The 19,896-nt window shown below is 54.3% G+C and carries 19 protein-coding genes and 1 pseudogene; 12 read left to right on the forward strand and 8 right to left on the reverse strand.

Features of this window, described 5'->3' with window-relative positions:
• The 5 genes from KUC_RS20140 to KUC_RS16505 all read right to left on the reverse strand — a co-directional run.
• Positions 1–971 (reverse strand): ABC transporter transmembrane domain-containing protein (locus KUC_RS20140; protein ID WP_244264827.1); only part of this gene is annotated, 971 nt, incomplete at its 3' end.
• On the reverse strand, positions 968–2,641 hold the full coding sequence (gene cydD / locus KUC_RS16490) for a thiol reductant ABC exporter subunit CydD (protein WP_007114372.1): 1,674 nt from the start codon (positions 2,639–2,641) through the stop codon (positions 968–970). The genes cydD and KUC_RS20140, both read right to left, overlap by 4 nt.
• 3 nt (positions 2,642–2,644) lie before the next feature.
• The gene (gene cydB, locus KUC_RS16495; protein WP_007114373.1) at positions 2,645–3,646 is read right to left on the reverse strand and encodes a cytochrome d ubiquinol oxidase subunit II; all 1,002 of its coding nucleotides are present in this window, start codon (positions 3,644–3,646) and stop codon (positions 2,645–2,647) included.
• Between the two features lie 2 nt (positions 3,647–3,648).
• Positions 3,649–5,064: a cytochrome ubiquinol oxidase subunit I gene (locus KUC_RS16500; protein ID WP_040481293.1), complete on the reverse strand. Its 1,416-nt coding sequence runs from the start codon at positions 5,062–5,064 to the stop codon at positions 3,649–3,651.
• A gap of 248 nt (positions 5,065–5,312) precedes the next feature.
• Positions 5,313–6,290: a calcium/sodium antiporter gene (locus KUC_RS16505; protein WP_007114375.1), complete on the reverse strand. Its 978-nt coding sequence runs from the start codon at positions 6,288–6,290 to the stop codon at positions 5,313–5,315.
• Positions 6,291–6,637: 347 nt separating this feature from the next.
• On the opposite strand from KUC_RS16505, the gene KUC_RS16510 reads away from it, so the two are divergent.
• The 8 genes from KUC_RS16510 (at position 6,638) to KUC_RS16545 (ending at position 15,266) form a co-directional block, all read left to right on the forward strand.
• Positions 6,638–8,011, forward strand: coding sequence for a paraquat-inducible protein A (locus tag KUC_RS16510; protein ID WP_040481295.1), 1,374 nt, complete (start codon positions 6,638–6,640; stop codon positions 8,009–8,011).
• Complete coding sequence (gene pqiB, locus KUC_RS16515) at positions 8,004–9,689, forward strand: intermembrane transport protein PqiB (protein ID WP_040481297.1); 1,686 nt, start codon at positions 8,004–8,006, stop codon at positions 9,687–9,689. Before KUC_RS16510 ends, pqiB begins: the two co-directional genes overlap by 8 nt.
• Positions 9,690–9,699: 10 nt before the next feature.
• The gene (locus tag KUC_RS16520) at positions 9,700–10,323 is read left to right on the forward strand and encodes a PqiC family protein (protein ID WP_244264828.1); all 624 of its coding nucleotides are present in this window, start codon (positions 9,700–9,702) and stop codon (positions 10,321–10,323) included.
• Positions 10,324–10,717: 394 nt separating this feature from the next.
• On the forward strand, positions 10,718–11,974 hold the full coding sequence (locus tag KUC_RS16525) for a DEAD/DEAH box helicase (RefSeq protein ID WP_007114379.1): 1,257 nt from the start codon (positions 10,718–10,720) through the stop codon (positions 11,972–11,974).
• A gap of 95 nt (positions 11,975–12,069) precedes the next feature.
• Positions 12,070–12,573 carry a hypothetical protein gene (locus tag KUC_RS16530; protein WP_040481299.1) on the forward strand — a complete coding sequence of 168 codons (504 nt, stop codon included), beginning with the start codon at positions 12,070–12,072 and terminating at the stop codon, positions 12,571–12,573.
• Between the two features lie 25 nt (positions 12,574–12,598).
• Positions 12,599–13,837: an MFS transporter gene (locus KUC_RS16535; protein WP_007114381.1), complete on the forward strand. Its 1,239-nt coding sequence runs from the start codon at positions 12,599–12,601 to the stop codon at positions 13,835–13,837.
• A 25-nt stretch (positions 13,838–13,862) separates the two neighbouring features.
• Positions 13,863–14,939 carry an asparaginase gene (locus KUC_RS16540; protein ID WP_007114382.1) on the forward strand — a complete coding sequence of 359 codons (1,077 nt, stop codon included), beginning with the start codon at positions 13,863–13,865 and terminating at the stop codon, positions 14,937–14,939.
• 87 nt (positions 14,940–15,026) lie between these two features.
• Positions 15,027–15,266, forward strand: coding sequence for a DUF2789 domain-containing protein (locus tag KUC_RS16545; RefSeq protein WP_040481301.1), 240 nt, complete (start codon positions 15,027–15,029; stop codon positions 15,264–15,266).
• A 10-nt stretch (positions 15,267–15,276) separates the two neighbouring features.
• Here the strand turns inward: KUC_RS16545 and KUC_RS16550 are convergent, their stop codons facing one another.
• Together KUC_RS16550 and KUC_RS16555 are read right to left on the reverse strand one after the other, a co-directional pair.
• The gene (locus tag KUC_RS16550) at positions 15,277–15,780 is read right to left on the reverse strand and encodes a VTT domain-containing protein (RefSeq protein WP_244264829.1); all 504 of its coding nucleotides are present in this window, start codon (positions 15,778–15,780) and stop codon (positions 15,277–15,279) included.
• A 191-nt stretch (positions 15,781–15,971) separates the two neighbouring features.
• The gene (locus KUC_RS16555; protein ID WP_007114385.1) at positions 15,972–16,388 is read right to left on the reverse strand and encodes an SRPBCC family protein; all 417 of its coding nucleotides are present in this window, start codon (positions 16,386–16,388) and stop codon (positions 15,972–15,974) included.
• Positions 16,389–16,609: 221 nt separating this feature from the next.
• Between KUC_RS16555 and queC the strand changes: the two genes are divergently transcribed.
• From queC to KUC_RS16575, 4 genes are read left to right on the forward strand one after another with little or no spacing between them, the layout of a single operon-like run.
• A complete protein-coding gene (gene queC, locus KUC_RS16560) occupies positions 16,610–17,323 on the forward strand; it encodes a 7-cyano-7-deazaguanine synthase QueC (protein WP_040481305.1) in 714 nt (237 codons plus the stop codon).
• A complete protein-coding gene (gene queE / locus KUC_RS16565) occupies positions 17,323–17,967 on the forward strand; it encodes a 7-carboxy-7-deazaguanine synthase (RefSeq protein ID WP_007114387.1) in 645 nt (214 codons plus the stop codon). The genes queC and queE overlap by 1 nt, the downstream gene beginning before the upstream one ends.
• Positions 17,967–18,824, forward strand: a complete 858-nt coding sequence (locus KUC_RS16570) for a 6-carboxytetrahydropterin synthase (RefSeq protein ID WP_007114388.1) — start codon at positions 17,967–17,969, stop codon at positions 18,822–18,824. The genes queE and KUC_RS16570 overlap by 1 nt, the downstream gene beginning before the upstream one ends.
• Positions 18,821–19,078 (forward strand): YkgJ family cysteine cluster protein, encoded by a 258-nt coding sequence (locus tag KUC_RS16575; protein WP_040481307.1) that lies wholly within the window; start codon positions 18,821–18,823, stop codon positions 19,076–19,078. The genes KUC_RS16570 and KUC_RS16575 overlap by 4 nt, the downstream gene beginning before the upstream one ends.
• 19 nt (positions 19,079–19,097) lie before the next feature.
• Here the strand turns inward: KUC_RS16575 and KUC_RS20145 are convergent.
• A pseudogene (locus KUC_RS20145) lies at positions 19,098–19,896 on the reverse strand (AAA family ATPase); the annotation flags it as partial.

Here is a 19,896-nt window from a genome sequence, read left to right on the forward strand (position 1 = left end):
TCATTCAACCGACGCACCGCTGCATAGCTAGCGCCCAACTTAATAAAGCTAGCAGGTAACGTGATAAACGCCTCATTCGCACCCAGTGCTATCAATGCCGCCATCACCAAAATAGGGCCCGTTACCAACTGCTGGCTAAACACCAGGCTAGCGAACCACACTACTGCCACTACCATTAATCCACTAATGACACTCACTAGGCAGTTTATTAACGCCGCTTTACGGCCCAAGCGGCGCTGATTGATGAATGCTTGCTGCTCTTGAGTAGCGATCATCGTCCGATGCCACTGGGTCGTTTGATAGCTCATCAACTCAGCCGTGGCCTGCACTTGATCGACCACTAGGCGACGCAGCGTCTGCTGGTCAACCACCTGCTGATAGCTTTGCGAAAATCCCCAGACAGCAGCTAACAGGGTCGCCACTAGCCAGAGTAAGCCCAGCGTCACTGCCATCAGCACGCCAACCACGGGCAACCAAATAGCCACAAAAAGCGACACAGCCACCACGCTAAGCAGCGCCACCAACGGTGGTACCAAGAGCCGCAGATAAAAGTTATCTAGAGTGTCGATATCCGATGTTAACCGGCTCAGCCAGTCGCTAGCACGCTCACCGTGCAAGCGAGCGTCGTCGAAGCGCGTTAAATAACCAAATACCCGATAACGCAAGTCAGCAAGCAGCGTTAACACCGTATTATGGTTATAGAGACGCTCAACATAGCGCGCTACGGTGCGCGCCAAGGCGAAGAAACGAATGCCGCCACCGGGGACATAAACATCGAGTCGCGCAGGAATACCCAGCGCCAAGGAGATACCGGTCAGGGCACTAGCGGTAATAAACCAACCCGACAACCCCAGCAGCGCAAGCCCTGCCATCAAAGTGATCCAAACCAGCAAAGCACCCAACAAAAAGCGCTTGCGGCGCCGCACTAAAAGCAGCAGCCAAGGGCGGAAGTCTCGGCAAATAGCCATCATGAAGTCACCTCTACCAGCTCACCCTGCTCAAAAGCCAGATGGCGTTGGGCAACGGCAATCACTGCCGGATGATGGGTCGCTATGACCAGGGTGCGCCCCTCTTGGGCAAGCTCAAGTAAAGCAGCCATAACGAACTGCTCTGTCTCTTGATCTAAACTCGCCGTAGGTTCATCTAACAGCACCAGCGGTGCATTGCTAAGATATACTCGCGCGAGGGCAAGGCGCTGGGCTTGGCCACCTGACAACCCTACTCCACGCTCGCCGATTAAGGTATCCAAACCCTCGGGTAGCTGAGTTAACAGAAGCCCAAAACCAGCGCGATGCAGTGCGGCGAGCATTTCTTCGCGGGAAGCTTCAGGTGCCGCCAAGCGCAGATTATCGATTAAACTGCCGTGCAAGAGACAGGGCTGCTGATCCAGCCAGGCGTAGTGACTGTTTTCTTGCCGACGGTACTCGCCAGCGCTTGGTGCGATAAAGCCCGCGAGCAGCGCCAACAGTGTTGACTTCCCGCTACCGGAGGCGCCGCTAAGCGCCACTACATCACCCCGCTGAATGGTCAGATCGATAGGACCTATCACTTGCCCACGGCGAGGATAAGCAACGCAAGCAGCTGTTAACTCAATGGCCGACCTATCCGACAGTGGAACCATATAGCGATGCCCACTCACCAAGTTTGGCTGATTGAGTATATCCACCACGCTCTCGGCGGCACCGAGTGCCGCAGCGCGATCATGGTAATGCTGAGAAAGCGTGCGCAGGGGCTGGAAAAATTCGGGGGCGAGCAGTAGCACCGCTAAACCAGAAAAAAGCGTCAGCGACGGTGACGGCCCGTATTCAATGTAGCCCAACAGGCCGAAACCGACATACATAGCTACAACCGCAATCGCTACCGAGGAAAAAAACTCCAGCACCGCCGAGGAGAGAAAAGCCAACCGAAGAGTACGCATGCTAAGACGCCGATACTCATCGGTGGCATACCAAACATCCTGCTGCGCGGCTGAAGTACGCCCAAAAAGCTGCAGCGTGGTCATACCGCGCACACGGTCAATAAAATGCGCTGACAAGCGCGATACCGCAACAAACTGATCGCGATTAAGGCGCTCAGCCCCCATACCGACTAATGCCATAAAAAGCGGAATTAACGGGGCAGAAAGCAGCAGAAAAAGAGCCACCAGATAATCCAACCAACCCGCCACCGCCAGTATCAACAGTGGCAAGCAGAGCGTAATCCGTAATTGAGGATAAAAACGCGCGAAATAGCCTTCCAGCGCATCGATATGCTCAACCACTTGGTTCGCTAGGGAGCCGCTGTGCTGGCTGGTTAGCCAAACCGGGCCTAGGGCGGATAATTTATCCAACAGTTGTGCTCTGGCACGCTGTCGAATTCGCAGGCTTGCTTCCAGGCTCAATGTTTCATGCCCCCACTGAAAGGCAGCGCGTAACAGCACACTGCCCACCAGCAGGGAAAATATCGGTAATAGAGAAATGGGTGGTCGGTGATGTAACACTAGCTGATCAATAAGCCACGCAAGACCAACCACCACGACTATCGTTTGACTACCTGCCAACACGCCGCAAAGCGCTGAACCAAGCAGGCGCTTGCGCTCCCCCTTAGCCAATGTTTGCAGCCAACTGCGCGGCGTAAGAGAAAGCGTGTCTTCAGTTAGCATGGATCAGTGGTATCCCTCGCCTACACGTACTTTGCCGCGGAACACCCAATAGGTCCAAGCGGTATAGGTCAATATAATCGGAATAACGAACACAACACCGACCAGTAAGAACAGCTGAGACTCTGGCGCAGAAGCGGCGTCCCATAGCGTATAGTTCGGGGGCACAATCACCGGCCATTTGCTTACGATCAACCCTAGGTAGGTAAAGACATAGATACCGATGGTCGCCAGGAAAGGCACACCTTCACGACGTTTTTGTACTGAACGGAAAACCACAAAAGCACAGGCCAAGGCAAGGAATGGAAAAATCCAAATCAATTGAATATTGCCAAACCAGCGCTCCCACACCATCGGGTTTATAAACGGCGTCCATAAGCTAATCACGGCAAACACGAACAGCACCAGCGCCAATAGCATTGGGGTTATCTTATAAGCCCAGTCCTGCACATGACCTTCAGATTTGAGAATTAGCCAAGTAGCCCCCAATAGCGCGTAACCTGCCATCAAACCTAGCCCGGTTAGCACTGAGAAAGGCGTTAGCCAATCGAATGCACCGCCCACATAGGCGAAGTTCTCCACCGGAAAACCTTGAATATAGGCACCTACCACCGCACCTTGAGCAAAAGCGGCGACCGCCGACCCCCAGCAGAAAGCGCGATTCCACCAGCGCCTGTTCCGGCGTGACTTGAAACGAAATTCAAAGGCAACGCCGCGGAATATCAACCCTGCCAGCATTAAGAAAACGCCGATGTAAAGCGCAGGCAAGAACACCGAATAAACTAGCGGGAAGGCGCCTAACAGCCCAGCACCACCGAGCACTAGCCATGTTTCGTTGCCATCCCATATTGGCGCCACCGAATTCATCATCACATCCCGAGCATCTTCATCGGGAGCAAAGGGGTAAAGGATACCCAACCCCAAATCAAATCCATCCATCAGCACATACATCATGATGCCGAAACCGATGATGAAGGCCCAAATTAACGTTAGATCAAACATTTCCATGTCTAGCTCCTCACCGGGTCAACGTCATCATCAAAAGGTGTATGCGCCGCCGACATAGGCCGCATAGGCCGCTTGAAGTTCTCATCAGTGGTTTCACGCTCTTCTTCCGGCAACATACCGTTACGCACCACGCGGGTGAGGTAATAAATGCCCGCGTAAAACACCACACCGTAAACCAAGACATAGCCAATTAACGTAAACAGCGCCATAGGGCCAGTCAGCGAAGGCGTTAACCCCTCTGCATGGGTCATCATGCCGTAAACCAACCACGGAGAGCGACCTGACTCAGTAACGATCCAGCCCGCCAAGACAGCGATAAACGGCATGGGAATCATTGCGGTCAGACCTTTTAAAAATAGCCGTTTGTCATAGATACGCCCCTTACGGCGCAATATCAGCCCCGTTAACGCCACCGCAATCATTAGCAGACCAATCCCCACCATCACTCGGAAGCCCCAGAAGACGATCAACACTGGCGGCTGTTCTTCAGGCGCCACCTCGCTAATACCAGGTACCTCCCCATCAAGAGAGTGGGTCAAGATGATACTGGCAAGGTTCGGAACACCCAGTTCAAAGTGATTGGTTTGTGCTTCCTGATCAGGAATGGCAAATAACAGCAGCGGCACATTGCCGGAGGTCTCCCAGTGCCCTTCCATCGCAGCCACTTTAGTCGGCTGGTGTTCTAAAGTGTTTATTCCATGAAAATCGCCGATGACTGCCTGGGTCGGCGCCAAAAAAAGCAGTAGCCAAAGGCACATAGAGAGCGCCCGGCGATTTGCCTCCGGATCTCTGTCACGTAGCAGAAACCATGCGCTCACCCCTGCCACGACAAAACCGCCCGTCAGAAACGAAGCCACGGCCATATGCATAAAGCGGTAGGGGAAGGATGGATTAAAGATCGCCTCGCTCCAGGAGGTTACGTGGAAACGAAAGTCGATTAGCTCTACGCCGGCAGGTGTATGCAACCAGCTGTTAGCCGATAGAATCCAAAAGGAAGATATAAAGGTGCCCACAGCCACCATAATGGCAGCAAATAAGTGAACCCCTTGAGGAACCTTACCGCGCCCGAATAGCAATACGCCCAAGAAGGCTGCCTCTAAGAAGAACGCCGTCACAACTTCATAGCTGAGCATGGGCCCGAGGAAATTCGAAGAAGCCTGGGAAAAGTTACTCCAGTTAGTGCCAAACTGAAATGACATTACAATGCCTGATACCACCCCCATCCCAAAGACAACGGCAAACACCTTTGTCCAGAAAAGCGAGAGGCGATCCCACGCAGGGTTCTTGGTCTTGAAAAACAGGCCATGGAGCAGCGCGATGTAGGACGCAAGGCCAATAGTAAACACGGGGAAAATTGCGTGAAACGACACAACGAATGCAAATTGCAATCGCGATAACACGAGCGGATCAAGTTCCATTTCACTCTCCTAAGACCTGAATCGGTATCCCATGGATGGGTTAACACAAGCTTAGTTGAGCCTTCATGGCACGACACTTTTAGTTATAAGCACTAAGCTTATTTCTTTACGCTATTTCTTTACACTTTCAGGAACTTGTCCCTAGCGCCCGTCCTGGACAAACATTGTACAACAGTCGCCAGATGCCCAAGATGTGTCGCATTGACGCACCGATTGCCATAGCTGTGCACACCATGAAGATATAAGCACTACCGAGACATGATGACGACACTGACCATATAGCCGGTGTACGCGATAAATAACGCCAGCAAAATACCCCCTTCCAAACGATTAATCCGCCTGGGGCGGCCACGCCAAGAAAACGCAAACAGAAGCATCAGAAGCGTCATGCCGGTCATTACGCTCCAGTCGCGCACCAATACTTCTCGACCTGCATCAATGGGCGCAATCACACCGGCGAGTCCGACCACCGCCAAGCTATTAAAGAGGTTGGAACCGACCACGTTGCCCAACACCATATCATGCTCTTTCCGACGCAGTGCCGTAATAGAAGATGCAAGTTCGGGCAGTGACGTACCAATGGCTACCACCGTCAAACCAATAATCAAGTCGCTCACACCGAAGCGCACCGCAATTTCAACTGCCCCCCATACCAGCAGGCGCGAACTAGCGATTAACAGCACCAGCCCCACTAGTGTCCACATAATGGCTTTACCCCGGGACATTGGTTTGCTATCCAGGGTTTCAGCCACCTCAGATACCAGCGCGTCGTCGGACTGATTCCGCGAGCGAACGATACTCACGACAATAAAAACAACCAACGCCAGCAAAAGACCAACGGCCTCCCATCGCGCGACAAATCCGTCTAATAGCATTAGACCCGTTGCTAGCATGACCAACAACAATAGCGGCATCTCTTTACGGATAACGCTAGAATGAACCGAAAGCGGCGCAACAAGCGCCACCAAACCGAGTATCAAACCGATATTGGCAATATTTGAACCGTAGGCATTGCCGACAGCCAAGCCCGGATTTCCGTCTAGCGCCGCCAGAACTGATACCATCATTTCCGGCGCCGAAGTACCAAATCCGATGACCAACATCCCGATCAACAGTGGTGACAAACCAAGCCAACGAGATGTTGCCGCTGCGCCGTCAATAAACTTCTCGGCACTCCAAACCAATAAGACTAATCCAAACACAACCGCTAATGTGGGAAGCAACATTCCATATCCTTCATGGCATAATGATTATCACTGTTTGCAGATTTTGTACCTAAGTACCACTTCATCGCGACGGCAGTAAGATGCAATTACTAGCAAGCCTGACCTCTATATTGCGAGACTTTAGTGAGGAACTAACCTGACAGAAGAGTACGCGGCCATTATGATCGAATTTAACTGCTAATCACTGCGCCGCAGCATCCTTGTCTAAACTCACGCCTTGGTCAAGCGGCTAGCCTACGTTTTTGAATATTATTTCAGCGACATAGGCTTCTAAAATGCGCATTTGACAACCTAATCCGCCACATCCTAGTAGTTTTTCTAGGGGCTCGCACTGAGAGTTTTGGTTTTTGCTACCACAACGATTGATTAAACGCCGTACATTAGCGGTTAACGCCCCCCTCGTTGACCGCCTGCCACCTGAGGCTAGGACTCAGCGACGGCGTTTGCGTGCCTGTCATGAATGCGACTGGGTATCGGCACTGCCGCCGTTAAACTCTGGAGAGAAAGCAAGCTGCCCGCGCTGTTCACATGTTTTGGTTAAACGCCACCGCTACCCTGCACAGCGCAGTCTGGCCCTGGCCATCGCCTCGCTTGTCGCCCTCATGGTAGCGGTGTCGTTCCCCTTTATTAGCTTTACAGTCAGCGGGGTGAGTAACCGCATTGAACTGACCCAGACCGCCACCACATTGATTGGCTTTCACCAGCCGGTGGTCGCTATCGCCGTCATTATGACCATTGTCGTACTCCCTGCGGTCTACCTACTCGGCGTCTTTTGGCTTCAGCTTGGGCTGCTCCGCGATCGTCCCCTGCCCTATAGTCGTGATATCGCACGTTCACTTGCGCACTTAACGCCATGGATGATGGCCGATGTCTTTATTATCGGCGCTCTGGTGAGTCTGATAAAGATAGCCGGATTGGCCGACGTTCAAATAGGCATCTCCTTTTGGGCATTTTGTGCGTTTGCACTACTGCTGTTAATGACAAGCCAGTCCCTGGATGCCGATTGGATGTGGTTCTCATTAGAGGGAGAACCACTGGCTCCCGAGGGCACTCAGACGGGGCTTCCTGCCGGCGATCAAGGGCTAACCGGCTGCCCAACCTGCGGACTGATCAACCGACTATCACCCCAGGGCCGTGGTCACTGCATTCGCTGCCATGAAAAGCTTCATCAGCGTCTGCCTCATAGCTTGCAGCGCACCTGGGCACTTCTCGGCGCATCGGCCATCATGTACATTCCTGCCAATGTATACCCCATTATGACCACCACCAGCCTGGGCATCTCTTCACCTTCAACCATTATTGGCGGCGTTGTTCAACTGATCCAGATGGGCTCATGGCCGATCGCTGCAGTTATCTTTATCGCCAGCGTGATTGTTCCTGTCGGAAAATTAGTGGCGTTAATCTGGCTGTGCTTAGTGGTTCGGCGTAGCAGCATATTAAATGCCCAAAGCCGTACTCGGCTGTATCGCTTAACGGAATTTATTGGTCGTTGGTCAATGGTCGATGTTTTTGTGGTGGCCATATTAGTGGCCCTGATTCGCGCAGGCTCCTTGATGTCAATCACACCAGGCCCTGCGGCACTCGCTTTTGGCTCAGTGGTTGTATTGACCATGCTGGCGGCGATGACATTTGATCCGCGCCTAATATGGGATACCCCACTTCCCCCTCGTAACCCTCTTCTTCGCCGTAAAGCGGCCACCAAGGAACCTGTTGATGGCTAATGAAACAACACCGCCTAATACCAACTCAACAAACGATCAGGATCTAAATAGGGCCAAAACGTCACGTCAGACGAGGCTCTCGCCCATTTGGGTCGTGCCCATCGTCGCGATTGCTATTGGCTTATGGCTGGTTTATGACAACTACGCCAGTCGCGGCACCCTGGTGACGCTGACCATGGAGAATGCCGAGGGTATCGAAGCGGGCAATACGCTGATTCGTAGCCGCAATGTGGAAGTAGGCCGAGTGCAGGGTGTGCGATTGTCTGACGACCTTTCCCATGCGGTCTTGACCGCCCGCATTCAGCCTGAAGTTGAGGATATGCTGCGCGAAGATACCCGCTTTTGGGTCGTCAAGCCGCGCATTGGACGTGAAGGTATTAGTGGTTTGGGCACCGTGCTCTCTGGCGCTTATATTCAGCTTGAGCCAGGCACAGAGGAAGCGCCACGGCGAGAATTCCCTGTTAGCGACATCCCCCCTGTTGCGCCTGCAGGCCAAGCAGGACTGCGTCTTAGCTTGACGAGCCAACTGGGCAACTCACTGCGCGTAGGTGACCCGGTTTCCTACCAGGGCTATACCGTCGGGCGTATCGAAGAGAATAGTTTTGAGCCTCTCTCACGCACCATGCAGCACCAAGTCTTTATTGAAGAACCGTATACTAATTTAGTTACCGATAGCACCCGTTTCTGGACGTCTAGCGGTATCGATTTCCGTTTAGATGCCGACGGTGTGCGCGTTAACGTTGAATCGCTGGAGGCTCTACTGGGTGGCGGTGTTACCTTCGGTGTACCCGAAGATTTGCCTATGGGACAGCCGGTTGAAGCCAATGCACGCTTCACCCTCTATGCCGATGAAAACGCCGCCCGGGAAGGAACCTTTAACCGCTATCTAGAGTATGTGCTGCTAGTAGATGAAACGGTGCGTGGACTCTCCAAGGGCGCGCCGGTAGAGTTTCGCGGTGTGCGAATTGGCACCGTTGCCGCCGTGCCCTGGAACTTTACCGCACCACAGCCCGACTCTCGCGCACGCTTTGCCATTCCCGTACTGATTAGGATTGAGCCCCAGCGCCTGGGTATTGAAAATAGCGATATTGACCTTGAAGAGTGGGAGGAGCGATTCCAGCGTATGTTCGGCCTGGGGCTGCGCGCCTCACTTAAAAGTGGCAGCCTGCTAACGGGCGCCCTGTTTGTCGACTTAAATTTCCAGCGCGACCTGGCTGATGAATATGTTGCCGAGCGCTTTTCGGATCGCGCCGTATTCCCCACCGTGCCTGGCGGCTTTGCCCAGATACAGGCCCAGGTGACCGATTTACTAGATAAGTTAAATGCACTTGAGGTTGAACCGCTGCTAACCGGCTTGGATCGTAACCTGCAGGCTTCTGAAAGCATGCTGAATGAGGTTCGCGACGTCAGCGCCTCTCTAAATCAGTTGATCAATGACCCTGAAACCCAGGCGGTTGGAGGCAACCTGAACGCGACGCTGGATGAGCTGCGCAGTACACTACAAGGCTTATCCCCTTCATCGCCTGCCTATCAAGAGCTTACAACGGCCATTGAACGATTGAATCGCTTGATGCGTGACCTGCAGCCACTGACTCGCACGCTCAATGACAATCCCAGAGCACTATTGTTTGATAACCTGGATGCCCAAGACCCCGTTCCCCGCGCGCCACGAGATTAAGGAGCCCACTATGTTGACAGGGAGGAATATGTTGAAAGGGAAAAACATACTGACATGGTTGAGATGTTTGCCGCTGCTGCTGATCTGCGTACTGGTCTCTGCCTGCGCTAGCAGCGTCACTCCCCCCGCACGCTACATGCTGCCGAGCGACCTATTGGCAAGCACACCCAACCAGCCTGAGGGCACACTCATAGTGAGTCCCCCGAGGCTTGCCCATTACCTGGATGTCGACGGCATTGTGATGCAGCTAGACGACATTACGCTGAACGCCGCTCGGGAACATCAGTGGGCAGAAGGGTTAGGCAGACAGTTAGAACGAAGACTCCGCGCTAACCTATCGCAAGCACTGCCAACGCTTAGGGTTATGCGTGCAGAAGGTAAACAGGCCAACGCATTGACCCTGCGCCTGAACATTGATCAATTCCAGGGTCGCTTTGACGGGGTAGCCGTGGCTAGCGGCCAATGGCAATTGCTTAACGATGCCGGTGAACTGCTAGAGATGGAAAATTTCTATGCTGAAACAACCCTTGCAGAGGATGGCTACCCTGCTCTGGTACGCGCATTAAGTGATAGCTGGGATCAGGCCGTCGAGCTTATAGCCACTGAAATACGTCAGGGCGATTACTTCGACTGATAATACGGGGGCTAGGCTTTGGACGAAAAGCTGGCGAGCGAAGCCTAGACAAGGAAAAAAATCAACGCAAAAGCGGAGGCACATGCAGCCTTACTACTGACACGAGACAGCTAAACAAGCTGGCGTTCTATAACCGTGTTACACTGCTCGGCTTATTACTGACACGTGGTTTTCTGGTGTGTCCGTGCACATCAGATGATAGCGCGTCTTCGCGCTATAACTTTCACGTCTCCTGTCACGGTCAACCACGGCTAACCAACGACCATCGCGGCACGCTGAATTATCTGGCACACTTCGCTGCCGCGAAGGTGGATCAACCTCGCTTTTTGAACATTACACCTAGTGATAACAACCACTTATCGGTACTCACTCACTAGGTGACTGCGGAGAACGCATGAGCTTTTCTGAACTTGGCCTGCACGCCGATTTGTTACGCGCTGTCACAGCGCAAGGTTACACAGAACCTACCCCGATACAACGACAGGCCATCCCTGTTGTACTAGAAGGCCGTGACATGCTGGCCAGCGCCCAAACCGGCACAGGCAAAACCGCCGGTTTTACGCTGCCGATGCTACAACGTTTAAACACCGGCAAACGACCTGCAAAGCGCCAGGTCCGTGCCCTGGTGCTAACCCCTACGCGTGAACTCGCCGCCCAAGTAGGCGAAAGCGTGTTTACCTATGGCCAACATCTGGCGCTGCGCTCCCACATTATTTTTGGCGGCGTTGGACAGCAGCCTCAAATCGATGCACTAAAAGCCGGTTTGGATGTGCTTGTTGCCACCCCAGGCCGCCTGCTGGATCTTCACCAGCAGGGGCATGTTGATCTCTCCTGCGTTGAGATTTTAGTGCTTGATGAAGCTGACCGTATGCTCGATATGGGCTTCATTCACGACATTAAGCGCTTGCTGCGCCTGGTGCCTAAAAAGCGCCAAAATCTGCTGTTCTCGGCGACATTCTCTAATGAAATCCAAACCCTGGCACAACAGCTGCTGGATAACCCGGCGATGATTGAAGTGGCGCCGCGGAATGCCACTGCCGAGAAAATTGAGCAGGCTATTTACCGTGTTGATCGCGAGAAGAAGCGCGAACTGCTGGCCCACTTAATTCAGCAAAATGGCTGGTTCCAAGTACTGGTATTTACACGCACCAAACATGGTGCTAACCGCCTTGCAGAGCAGCTCTCCAAGCAGGACATCCCATCCATGGCGATTCATGGCAATAAAAGCCAGGGTGCTCGCACTCGCGCGCTAACGGCATTTAAGAGCGGCGACCTGCAGGTACTCGTGGCCACCGATATCGCTGCTCGCGGTCTGGATATCAATGAGCTGCCCCACGTCGTCAATTTCGACCTACCCAACGTGGCGGAAGATTATGTCCACCGCATTGGCCGCACCGGCCGTGCTGGCAGCAATGGCGAAGCCGTCTCGCTAGTATGCGTCGATGAAGACGCTCTACTGGGCAGTATTGAGCGGCTAATCAAACAGACGCTGCCCAAGCACATTGAGCCTGGCTTTGAGCCCGACCCCAGTATCAAACCTGAGCCCATCGAGAATGGTCGACGCAATCAACGTCAGCCTCGCGCCAAACGCAAACCAGAAGGCCAAAGTGCCAATACCGGCGGAGAGCGTAAACGCCGCGCGCGGCGCTAGCTCAAAGCGCAGGAATATGCGAAGGTGTCGCCTTTGCATATTCCAAGCCGCTGTCTCCAGCAGCTATTTCAGCCAACACCTTTCACGGAGTGATTATGGCGTCTTCTCAACTGATGTCCGAGTACCGCCAATGGCTAACGTTTCAACGTCAAGAGCAGATCAGCCGCGAACATCAAGGGATCGTGCAGCGTTTAGAGGACGCCCGAGCGTCAGCTAATCAAGTGGTGCAAGCCTACCGCAGCATGGCTGAAAAAGCCTCAGTGGAAGGCGCCTGCTACCGCACGATTTTCCTACGCCAACGGGATGACAACCACGCACTTTCCTGCGAAGGCTGGCTGTTTGTGCGCCGGGTGCTTAGTGAAGGCAATAGCACCCGCGTACGCGTCACCCTGCTTGAAACCTTTACCCTTGAAGATGGCATCATGGCGCCAGGCGATAAGCCTGCACGCAAGCTAACGTTAGAAATATTTGACCAGTTGAATATGGATAAAGGGATGCGCACTAACGTTAGAGTTGATTGCTTGGACACACCCCAGGATTACCACTTCATTACTCTACTCGATGCCGTTCGCGGAGACTTACGCCCGCACCTTAAGTAAGCGTTGGCATTAAGTAAGCATAGATATGGCATCGCGTCGTTCGATTACGTTTATTGTACTGATGGTTGTGGTGGGGCTAAATCTACGCCCCGCCATGTCCTCGGTTGCCCCCTTACTAACCCGCCTACAAGAAAGCGCAGGGCTTTCAGCTAGCGCAGCAGGGCTACTCACCACGCTTCCCGTGCTGTTTTTAGGCCTCTCCGCCCCGCTTGCCCCTACCCTGGCTAAACACATAGGCAGCGAACGGGCGCTGAGTGCGGCGCTAGCACTGCTGGCAACAGGCCTAACTTTGCGTGGTTTGCCACTCCCGGGCGGGCTCTTTGTCGGCTCAGCGATGGCAGGCTGCGCAATTGGCATTGGCGGCACCCTGCTGCCGGCCTTGGTTAAGCGGGAGCTTCCCGAGAGCGCCGACCTACTCACCGGGTTATACACCATGGCGCTCTGCTTAGGTGGCGCTCTAGGGGCCGGGTTGAGCGTTCCATTGACCCAACTACTGGGCAGTTGGCAGGCGAGCTTAATGAGCTGGTCACTACTCGCACTCTTCGCACTGGTGCTTTGGCACTTCCATATGCCCCGTTCTACGTCAGCAACCAATCGGTTGACAACCACTGGGCTGGCAAACACGCCTACAGCACCCCAAAGCGGTATTTTACGGCTACTTAAGCAGCCGCTTACCTGGCATGTCATGCTGTTTATGGGCATTCAGTCGTCCATGGCGTACATCGTATTTGGTTGGCTGCCCACACTGCTGGTTGAGCGCGGTTATAACGAAGCCGATGCAGGTTGGACCATGGCGGTGTCTATTATGTGCCAGCTAGCCTCCGCGCTAGGCGCGCCCTGGATTGCACGTATGGGGCGTGACCAGCGCCCCGCGCTATTGGCTGTGCTGCTTAGCACCGCCATTGGACTATGGATGCTACTGATCGCGCCATTAGTATGGCAATGGCCTGGCGCTGCACTTCTGGGTATCGGCCAAGGCGGCAGCTTTAGCTTGGCGCTAAGTCTGCTAGTCTTACGCACGGCCAACTCGCGCCTTGCCGGTCAGCTTTCTGGGCTGGTCCAGGGTGGTGGTTATACACTGGCAGCACTCGGGCCTTTTGGGGTGGGGATTATGCTGCAATCAGGCGCCAACACATCACATATAGCTTGGCTGTTGCTTATTCTGATCACTGCTTGCTGTGGCTTTGCGCTACTGGCGGGCCGCAATCAGCGATTGGATGACCAGAGCGGCGAACTTTTGATACAGCGTGTAACGCCCACCTAGCAGGTTTCGTACAAAGCCCCAGGAGATGGCGATGACCCCTCACTCCCCTCTAGCCAGCAATTTAACCGCCCGAGAGCGTATCTTAGTCATCTATACGGGCGGAACCATCGGTATGCAGCAGCATGCTGACGGACTCGCGCCTGGCGGTGACTTTGCCAATCGCATGGCGACGGCCCTTAGCCAGCTACCACTTACCCAACAGCAATCCCTTCCATCTTACAAGGTCATAAGTTACGCCAAGCTGATTGACTCCAGCGCGGCCACCCCACTCACCTGGCAACAGCTCGCCCGGGATATTAACGACCAGCTAACGGCCTACGCCGGTTTCGTGATTATTCACGGCACCGATACGCTCAGCTGGACCGCTGCCAGCCTTGCCTATCAACTCCAGGGGTTAGATCGACCAGTGGTCATAACAGGCTCAATGCTGCCACTGGAATCACAAGGCAGCGATGCCTTGGACAATCTGCACGGCGCGCTGCAGTTCGCCGCCAAGCCTGTACTGCAAGAGGTGGCTATTTACTTCGCACGGCAATTGCTTCGGGGCGTCCGCGCCATCAAACAGCATAGCGAAGCAGCCAACGCCTTCGCCAGCCCCAACTATCCGCTGCTCGGCGAGCGGGTAGGCGATGATTTTATTTATTACCCCAGCCGTGGGCTTGGCCTGCAGCAGCGTGGCGCGCCGCGTTTCGAGCTCCCCGACTACAATCTGGTCAATCAGGGAGAGATCGTTCGCATCCCCCTTTGGCCAGGCATATCAGCTTGGCAGTTGGACGCCTGGTTGAGTGATTCGCGGGTTAATGGGGCGTTACTTCAGCTCTGGGGCGCCGGTAACCTGCCCGACGACCCCAGTTTGCTAGACGTACTCGCTAGAGCAAGCGGGGAAGGCAAACTGCTCGCCGCCATTAGCCAGTGTCCGCAAGGTAGTGTCCACTTGGGCGCTTATGCGGCGGGATATGGCCTTAGCGATGCAGGCGTTCTCGCAGGCGATGATATGACGCCAGAGGCGGCTTTTACCAAGCTGGCTCACTTACTAGCACAGCCACTCGCGTTAGAAGATCAGCGTCAGCTCTTTTTAACGTCTTTAGTCGGTGAACGCTAGCAAATCAAGGCGATTGAATAGTGGCGTAGACTGTGAATCAAGCTATGTTATAGGGAGTACTCTAACCGTTTGAAGGAGCAACAGATTATGGAAAAACCGGTACACGATTTCAGCGAACTATTCGAGCAATTGGGTCTAGCATCCGATGCAGATTCAATTGAGCGCTTTATCCAGCGCAACGCTCCGCTCCCGGAAACAATGCCATTGGCTGAAGCACCCTGCTGGAACGAGGGCCAGGCAGAATTTCTAAAAGAAGCTGTGGATGAGGATGCCGACTGGGCAGAGGTCGTTGATCACCTTGACGCCTCAATGCATAAGCCCCAATAAGGGCGCCGACTTAATAAATATTGCGCGCCGCCTCTACGCGGCGCCTGAACCAAGCGCCTATCAATAACAACAATGCCAGCGCTATTAATGGTAGCACCACATCAAATTGCAGCGCATCCTCCTCCTCAATTGCCTCCAAAGCGCCATAAATCGCACTACTATAAACGCCCCATTTCACTGCTAAACCAAGCGTTGCTGCCAACAAGTAAGTCTTAAGGGAAATACTACGTAGGCCTGCAGCAAAATTGATAACCGAGTGAGGGAAGCCAGGCAATATCCGCAGGGCACACTGGGTCATTAAGTCGCTACGCCGCTCCAGCGTCTTCATAACCTTTAGCGTTAAACCGCTTGGGTTCCAGTTTTTTCCAGCGCGCGCAGCTATTTGATATGCTCCCAACGCGCCTACTACACTACTTAGTGTCAACATCACTGTGGCAATTAACGGTGGGTAAAAGGGGGCAATTAACCACAGCCCAATACTGCCGGGCAATCCAATGGCTAACGTAACAGCCATAATCACCATCACCCCTATAATAACGACAGGATGATGCGATGCTTGGGAAGCCCACTGTTTCACCGCCATCAAATCTGGCGAATACCAAAGCCAGACATAAGCCAGCATGGCAAAACATGTAAACCCTAACGCCCAACGCCAAGGGTGTCTTGGTGGGCTATTCATACAAACCTACTATTCATACAAACCTACTACTCATGCAAACGCGCCTCTACACGTTCAAGTATCTGCCGACTGACTTTGCCAACTAGCGGCTTCGCCGCTTTGTTAACGGCTTTTTCCATCAGACGATTGCGTATCTCATAAGTGAGCGTCAACAGTACCTCAGTGCCTTCGGGAACCTCGCGAAGGCGGTAACGACCCTGGTTTTTTACCCCGTCCAACGACTCCCAGGCAAGCACATAGGGTGGCTGTATCTCGGTGACCATGACATCAAACGTCCAGTCCATGCCTACTGCACGTACGTGCCAGCGATAACGGTTATCGCCCAACGTTTCTATCGAGCGAATCAAATCCGAGTAATCGGCAAAATCCTCGACGCGACGCAATAGTTCAAAAACGCGTTCGGGCGGCGCATTAATGATTTCACTATGTTCAATCGTTGCCATTGGTTTACCTCTAACAGCATGGAGGGATAGCGTAGCATGTTGATATTAATGCTGCCCGCCTACGCACTTTTTACCTCAACACGTTACTCCAATGGGCGCTAGAACTGGTCAGATTAGCGGCTATTGCGTAAACTGCCGCCCTTCCGGACCGGACCCCGGAACGCCGCGCCAGCTAAACGCTGCTCGCGATTAATAAATTCTCCGACAAAGAGTGTTTTCTCATGTCATTACTACCCCCAGTGGCTGCTGACACAGCAACCACGACCATTGTTATCTATTCCGGTGGAATGGACTCTTTTACCGTGCTTCACCGCGCGCTGCGTGAAGGCCTTACCGTACACGCGCTTTCGTTTGACTATGGTCAGCGGCATGCCCGCGAACTCGATACTGCACGCCAAGTGTGCGCTTCACTGGGGCTGCCCCACCAGGTGGTCGATATTCGTGCGATGCACGGCTTGATTGATAATTCGGCGCTCACCGACCCAGACCAGGCAATGCCCAAGGGTGATTATGGCGCGGACAACTTACGCGCTACCGTGGTGCCTAATCGTAATATGATTTTGCTCTCCCTGGCGATCGCTAAAGCCGTCAACATTGGCGCAGAGCGAGTCGATTACGGCGCTCATGGTGGCGACCACGTTCTCTACCCCGACTGTCGCCCCGAATTTGTCGAGGCGATGAATCATGTAGCGGGCATTGCCAATTTCGAGCCCGTGGAGCTGCACGCCCCCTATCTCACTGCAAGTAAGGCCGATATCCTGCGCGATGGCCTAGCCATGGGTTTGGATTATCGCCATACCTGGACGTGCTATGAAGGCCGCGAGCTTGCCTGCGGCGTGTGCGGCAGCTGTCGCGAACGTTTGGCCGCCTTTGCCGCCAACGGCGTCACCGACCCACTGGCTTACAGCGAAGACAGCGCAGTAGGTCAGCACTGATGTATCAGGTCAAAGAAGCTTTTTATACCCTCCAAGGGGAAGGTGCCCAAGCGGGCAGAGCGAGCGTTTTCTGTCGGTTTAGCGGCTGCAATCTGTGGTCGGGCCGCGAGGTAGACCGGCCAACAGCTAAATGCACCTTTTGCGATACGGACTTTATCGGCACTAACGGCATCAATGGCGGCAAGTTTGCCACTGCTACCGCCCTTGCAGAGCATATTGCTGCGCTCTGGCCCAGCCAGAACGACAATGCGACGCCCTATGTGGTGTTTACCGGCGGTGAGCCTTTGCTGCAGCTTGACGCAGCGTTGATTGCCACTTTACATAGCCATGGGTTTGAGGTGGCTGTCGAAACCAACGGTACACTGAAGCCGCCCCCTGGCATTGACTGGCTCTGTGTAAGCCCCAAGGGTAGCAATCCGCTGGCGGTTACCCGAGGCGACGAATTAAAGCTCGTTTACCCCCAGACAGACGCACCCCCAGAGCAGTTTTCACGCCTTGGCTTTCGCCACTTTTTTCTCCAGCCGATGGATCTTACCCCTCTCGACCAGGCTAAGAGCACTGTCGCTGAAGCGACCGCTTACTGTATGGCTAACCCCCAGTGGCGTTTGTCGCTGCAAATGCACAAATTAGCAGGTTTTGATTAATGTCCTTATTTGTTCAACAACTGACCCATATTGATGTCTCCCTCTGGTGTCCCCAGCGCGGCTTAGTCGGCTGTAGCTGGCAGGTAGACGCAGTGCTCGATGGCGAGCTGGGTGAAGACGGCATGCTGTTCGACTTTGGTGAAGTCAAGCCATGGATCAAACGCACGCTCGACAGCGGACTCGACCACACCCTACTGGTGCCTACTCAAGCACCTGGGGTCACGGTGACGGAGTGCCCTGAAGGCATCTGCATACGTACCACCACCCCCTACCCCATGGAAGTACGCGGGCCGAAAGAGGCCTTTAGTTTACTGCCCTGGCAGGCTATTGATTCTGACACGGTCGCCGAGCATTTAAGCCAGCAGCTCACCGAACAGCGCCCAGAGAATGTTCATCAAGTGACCCTGACCCTTAGCGACGAGGCCATTGATGGCGCTGCCTATGGTTATACGCATGGCCTTAAGCGCCACCTAGGTAACTGCCAGCGTATCGCTCACGGCCACCGTTCGCGGCTACATATCTTTCAGCAGGGGGTGCGGCAACCAAAGCTTGAACAGCATTGGGCTAAGTGGCTGGAAAATCGCTACCTCCTTGAGGAAGCGGATATCACCAAACGCGATAACGACTTTCTTACCTGCGGCTATCGGGCCGCCCAAGGTGATTTCTCCATTACGCTGCCGCAGTCGCTATGCGCAGTGCTCCCCGGCCCCACTACGGTAGAAAATATCGCCGCCTGGCTGGCAAAAGAGGTTACCACGCAAAGCGGCGTAGCCACGCGCATCCAAGCGTTTGAAGGAATCAATAAGGGCGCGGTTGCCATGTTTTCACCTAGTGCTATACCAAGTGCAAGGCTATGAGTGAAGGGTGTCGTGCAGGGTGTGGTGCCTGCTGCATTGCGCCCTCAATCACTTCAGCCATCCCCGGCATGCCAGAGGGCAAGCCGGCGGGCGTTCGCTGCTTGCAGTTAGATGAGCACAATCTATGCCGCCTGTTTGGCGATCCGAGTCGTCCCAAGGTTTGCGAGCGCTTTAACTTTGACGCCAGTGTATGCGGCGAGCACCGGGAAGAGGCGCTCGCCACCTTGACTTGGCTGGAGCAGGACACTCGATAAAGCGCCCTACTTTAGCTTATCAACCTTCAGCGCCTACCGGCCGCGGCAAACGGCGATCCAACAAGCTAATCCAGCGTGTCAGCACCGGTGCATCACTGTGGCTGACCTCGCTCAACAACTGCCTAAAGCTCTCTTTAGCTTGTTGGTCGTTGGGCTCAATGCGCGTTAGCCATAGCTCGAGGGCCGCTAACTCTTGGTGGCGATTGCCATGTTCTCGGGACTGGCTAATCGCCATTTCAGCCAGTGCCTTGACTTCGTTGGCGGGGTGCCCAAGCAGATCACGCACCTTGGCCAGCTGGGTGGCTAATTCGGGCAGAAACAGCGTGGTGCGCTCACGGGCAATCACCAAACACTGGTCAAGGTAATCCTCTGCAGCATTTAATTCACCCAACTCAATGCAGGCATCGGAGTACCACAGTACCGGCCGCTGGTAGCGGTCGCGCCCATTAAGCTCCGCCATTTGATCCAGGCTATCGCGCAACTGGGCTAGCCCGGTGGCATCACCTGCCAGGGCTCGTTGCCAACCAAGAATGCACTGGCTGGAAATTTGCCACAACTGTAAATCTGGCGTTCCGGTCATTGCCGCCGCCCGCTCCGCATGCCGCGCGGCCAAGTGGACGTGGCCTAGCTGGCGATAGAGCGCAGCGGCAAATAGCAGCGCCAGCGCCAAAGTGCCAGGATGGGCAATCTTCTCCGCCAGCCGAATCGCCGCCGACACCTGACGCTCGGCACGCTGATAATCACCCCGCAGGCACAGCGCCCAGCCCTGAAAGCAGGCGGCTGAGACTTGCGGGTGGTCGGAGAACGGCAGGCCCCCG

Origin of the sequence: Vreelandella boliviensis LC1, assembly GCF_000236035.1 — a bacterium.
Lineage (GTDB): Bacteria > Pseudomonadota > Gammaproteobacteria > Pseudomonadales > Halomonadaceae > Vreelandella > Vreelandella boliviensis.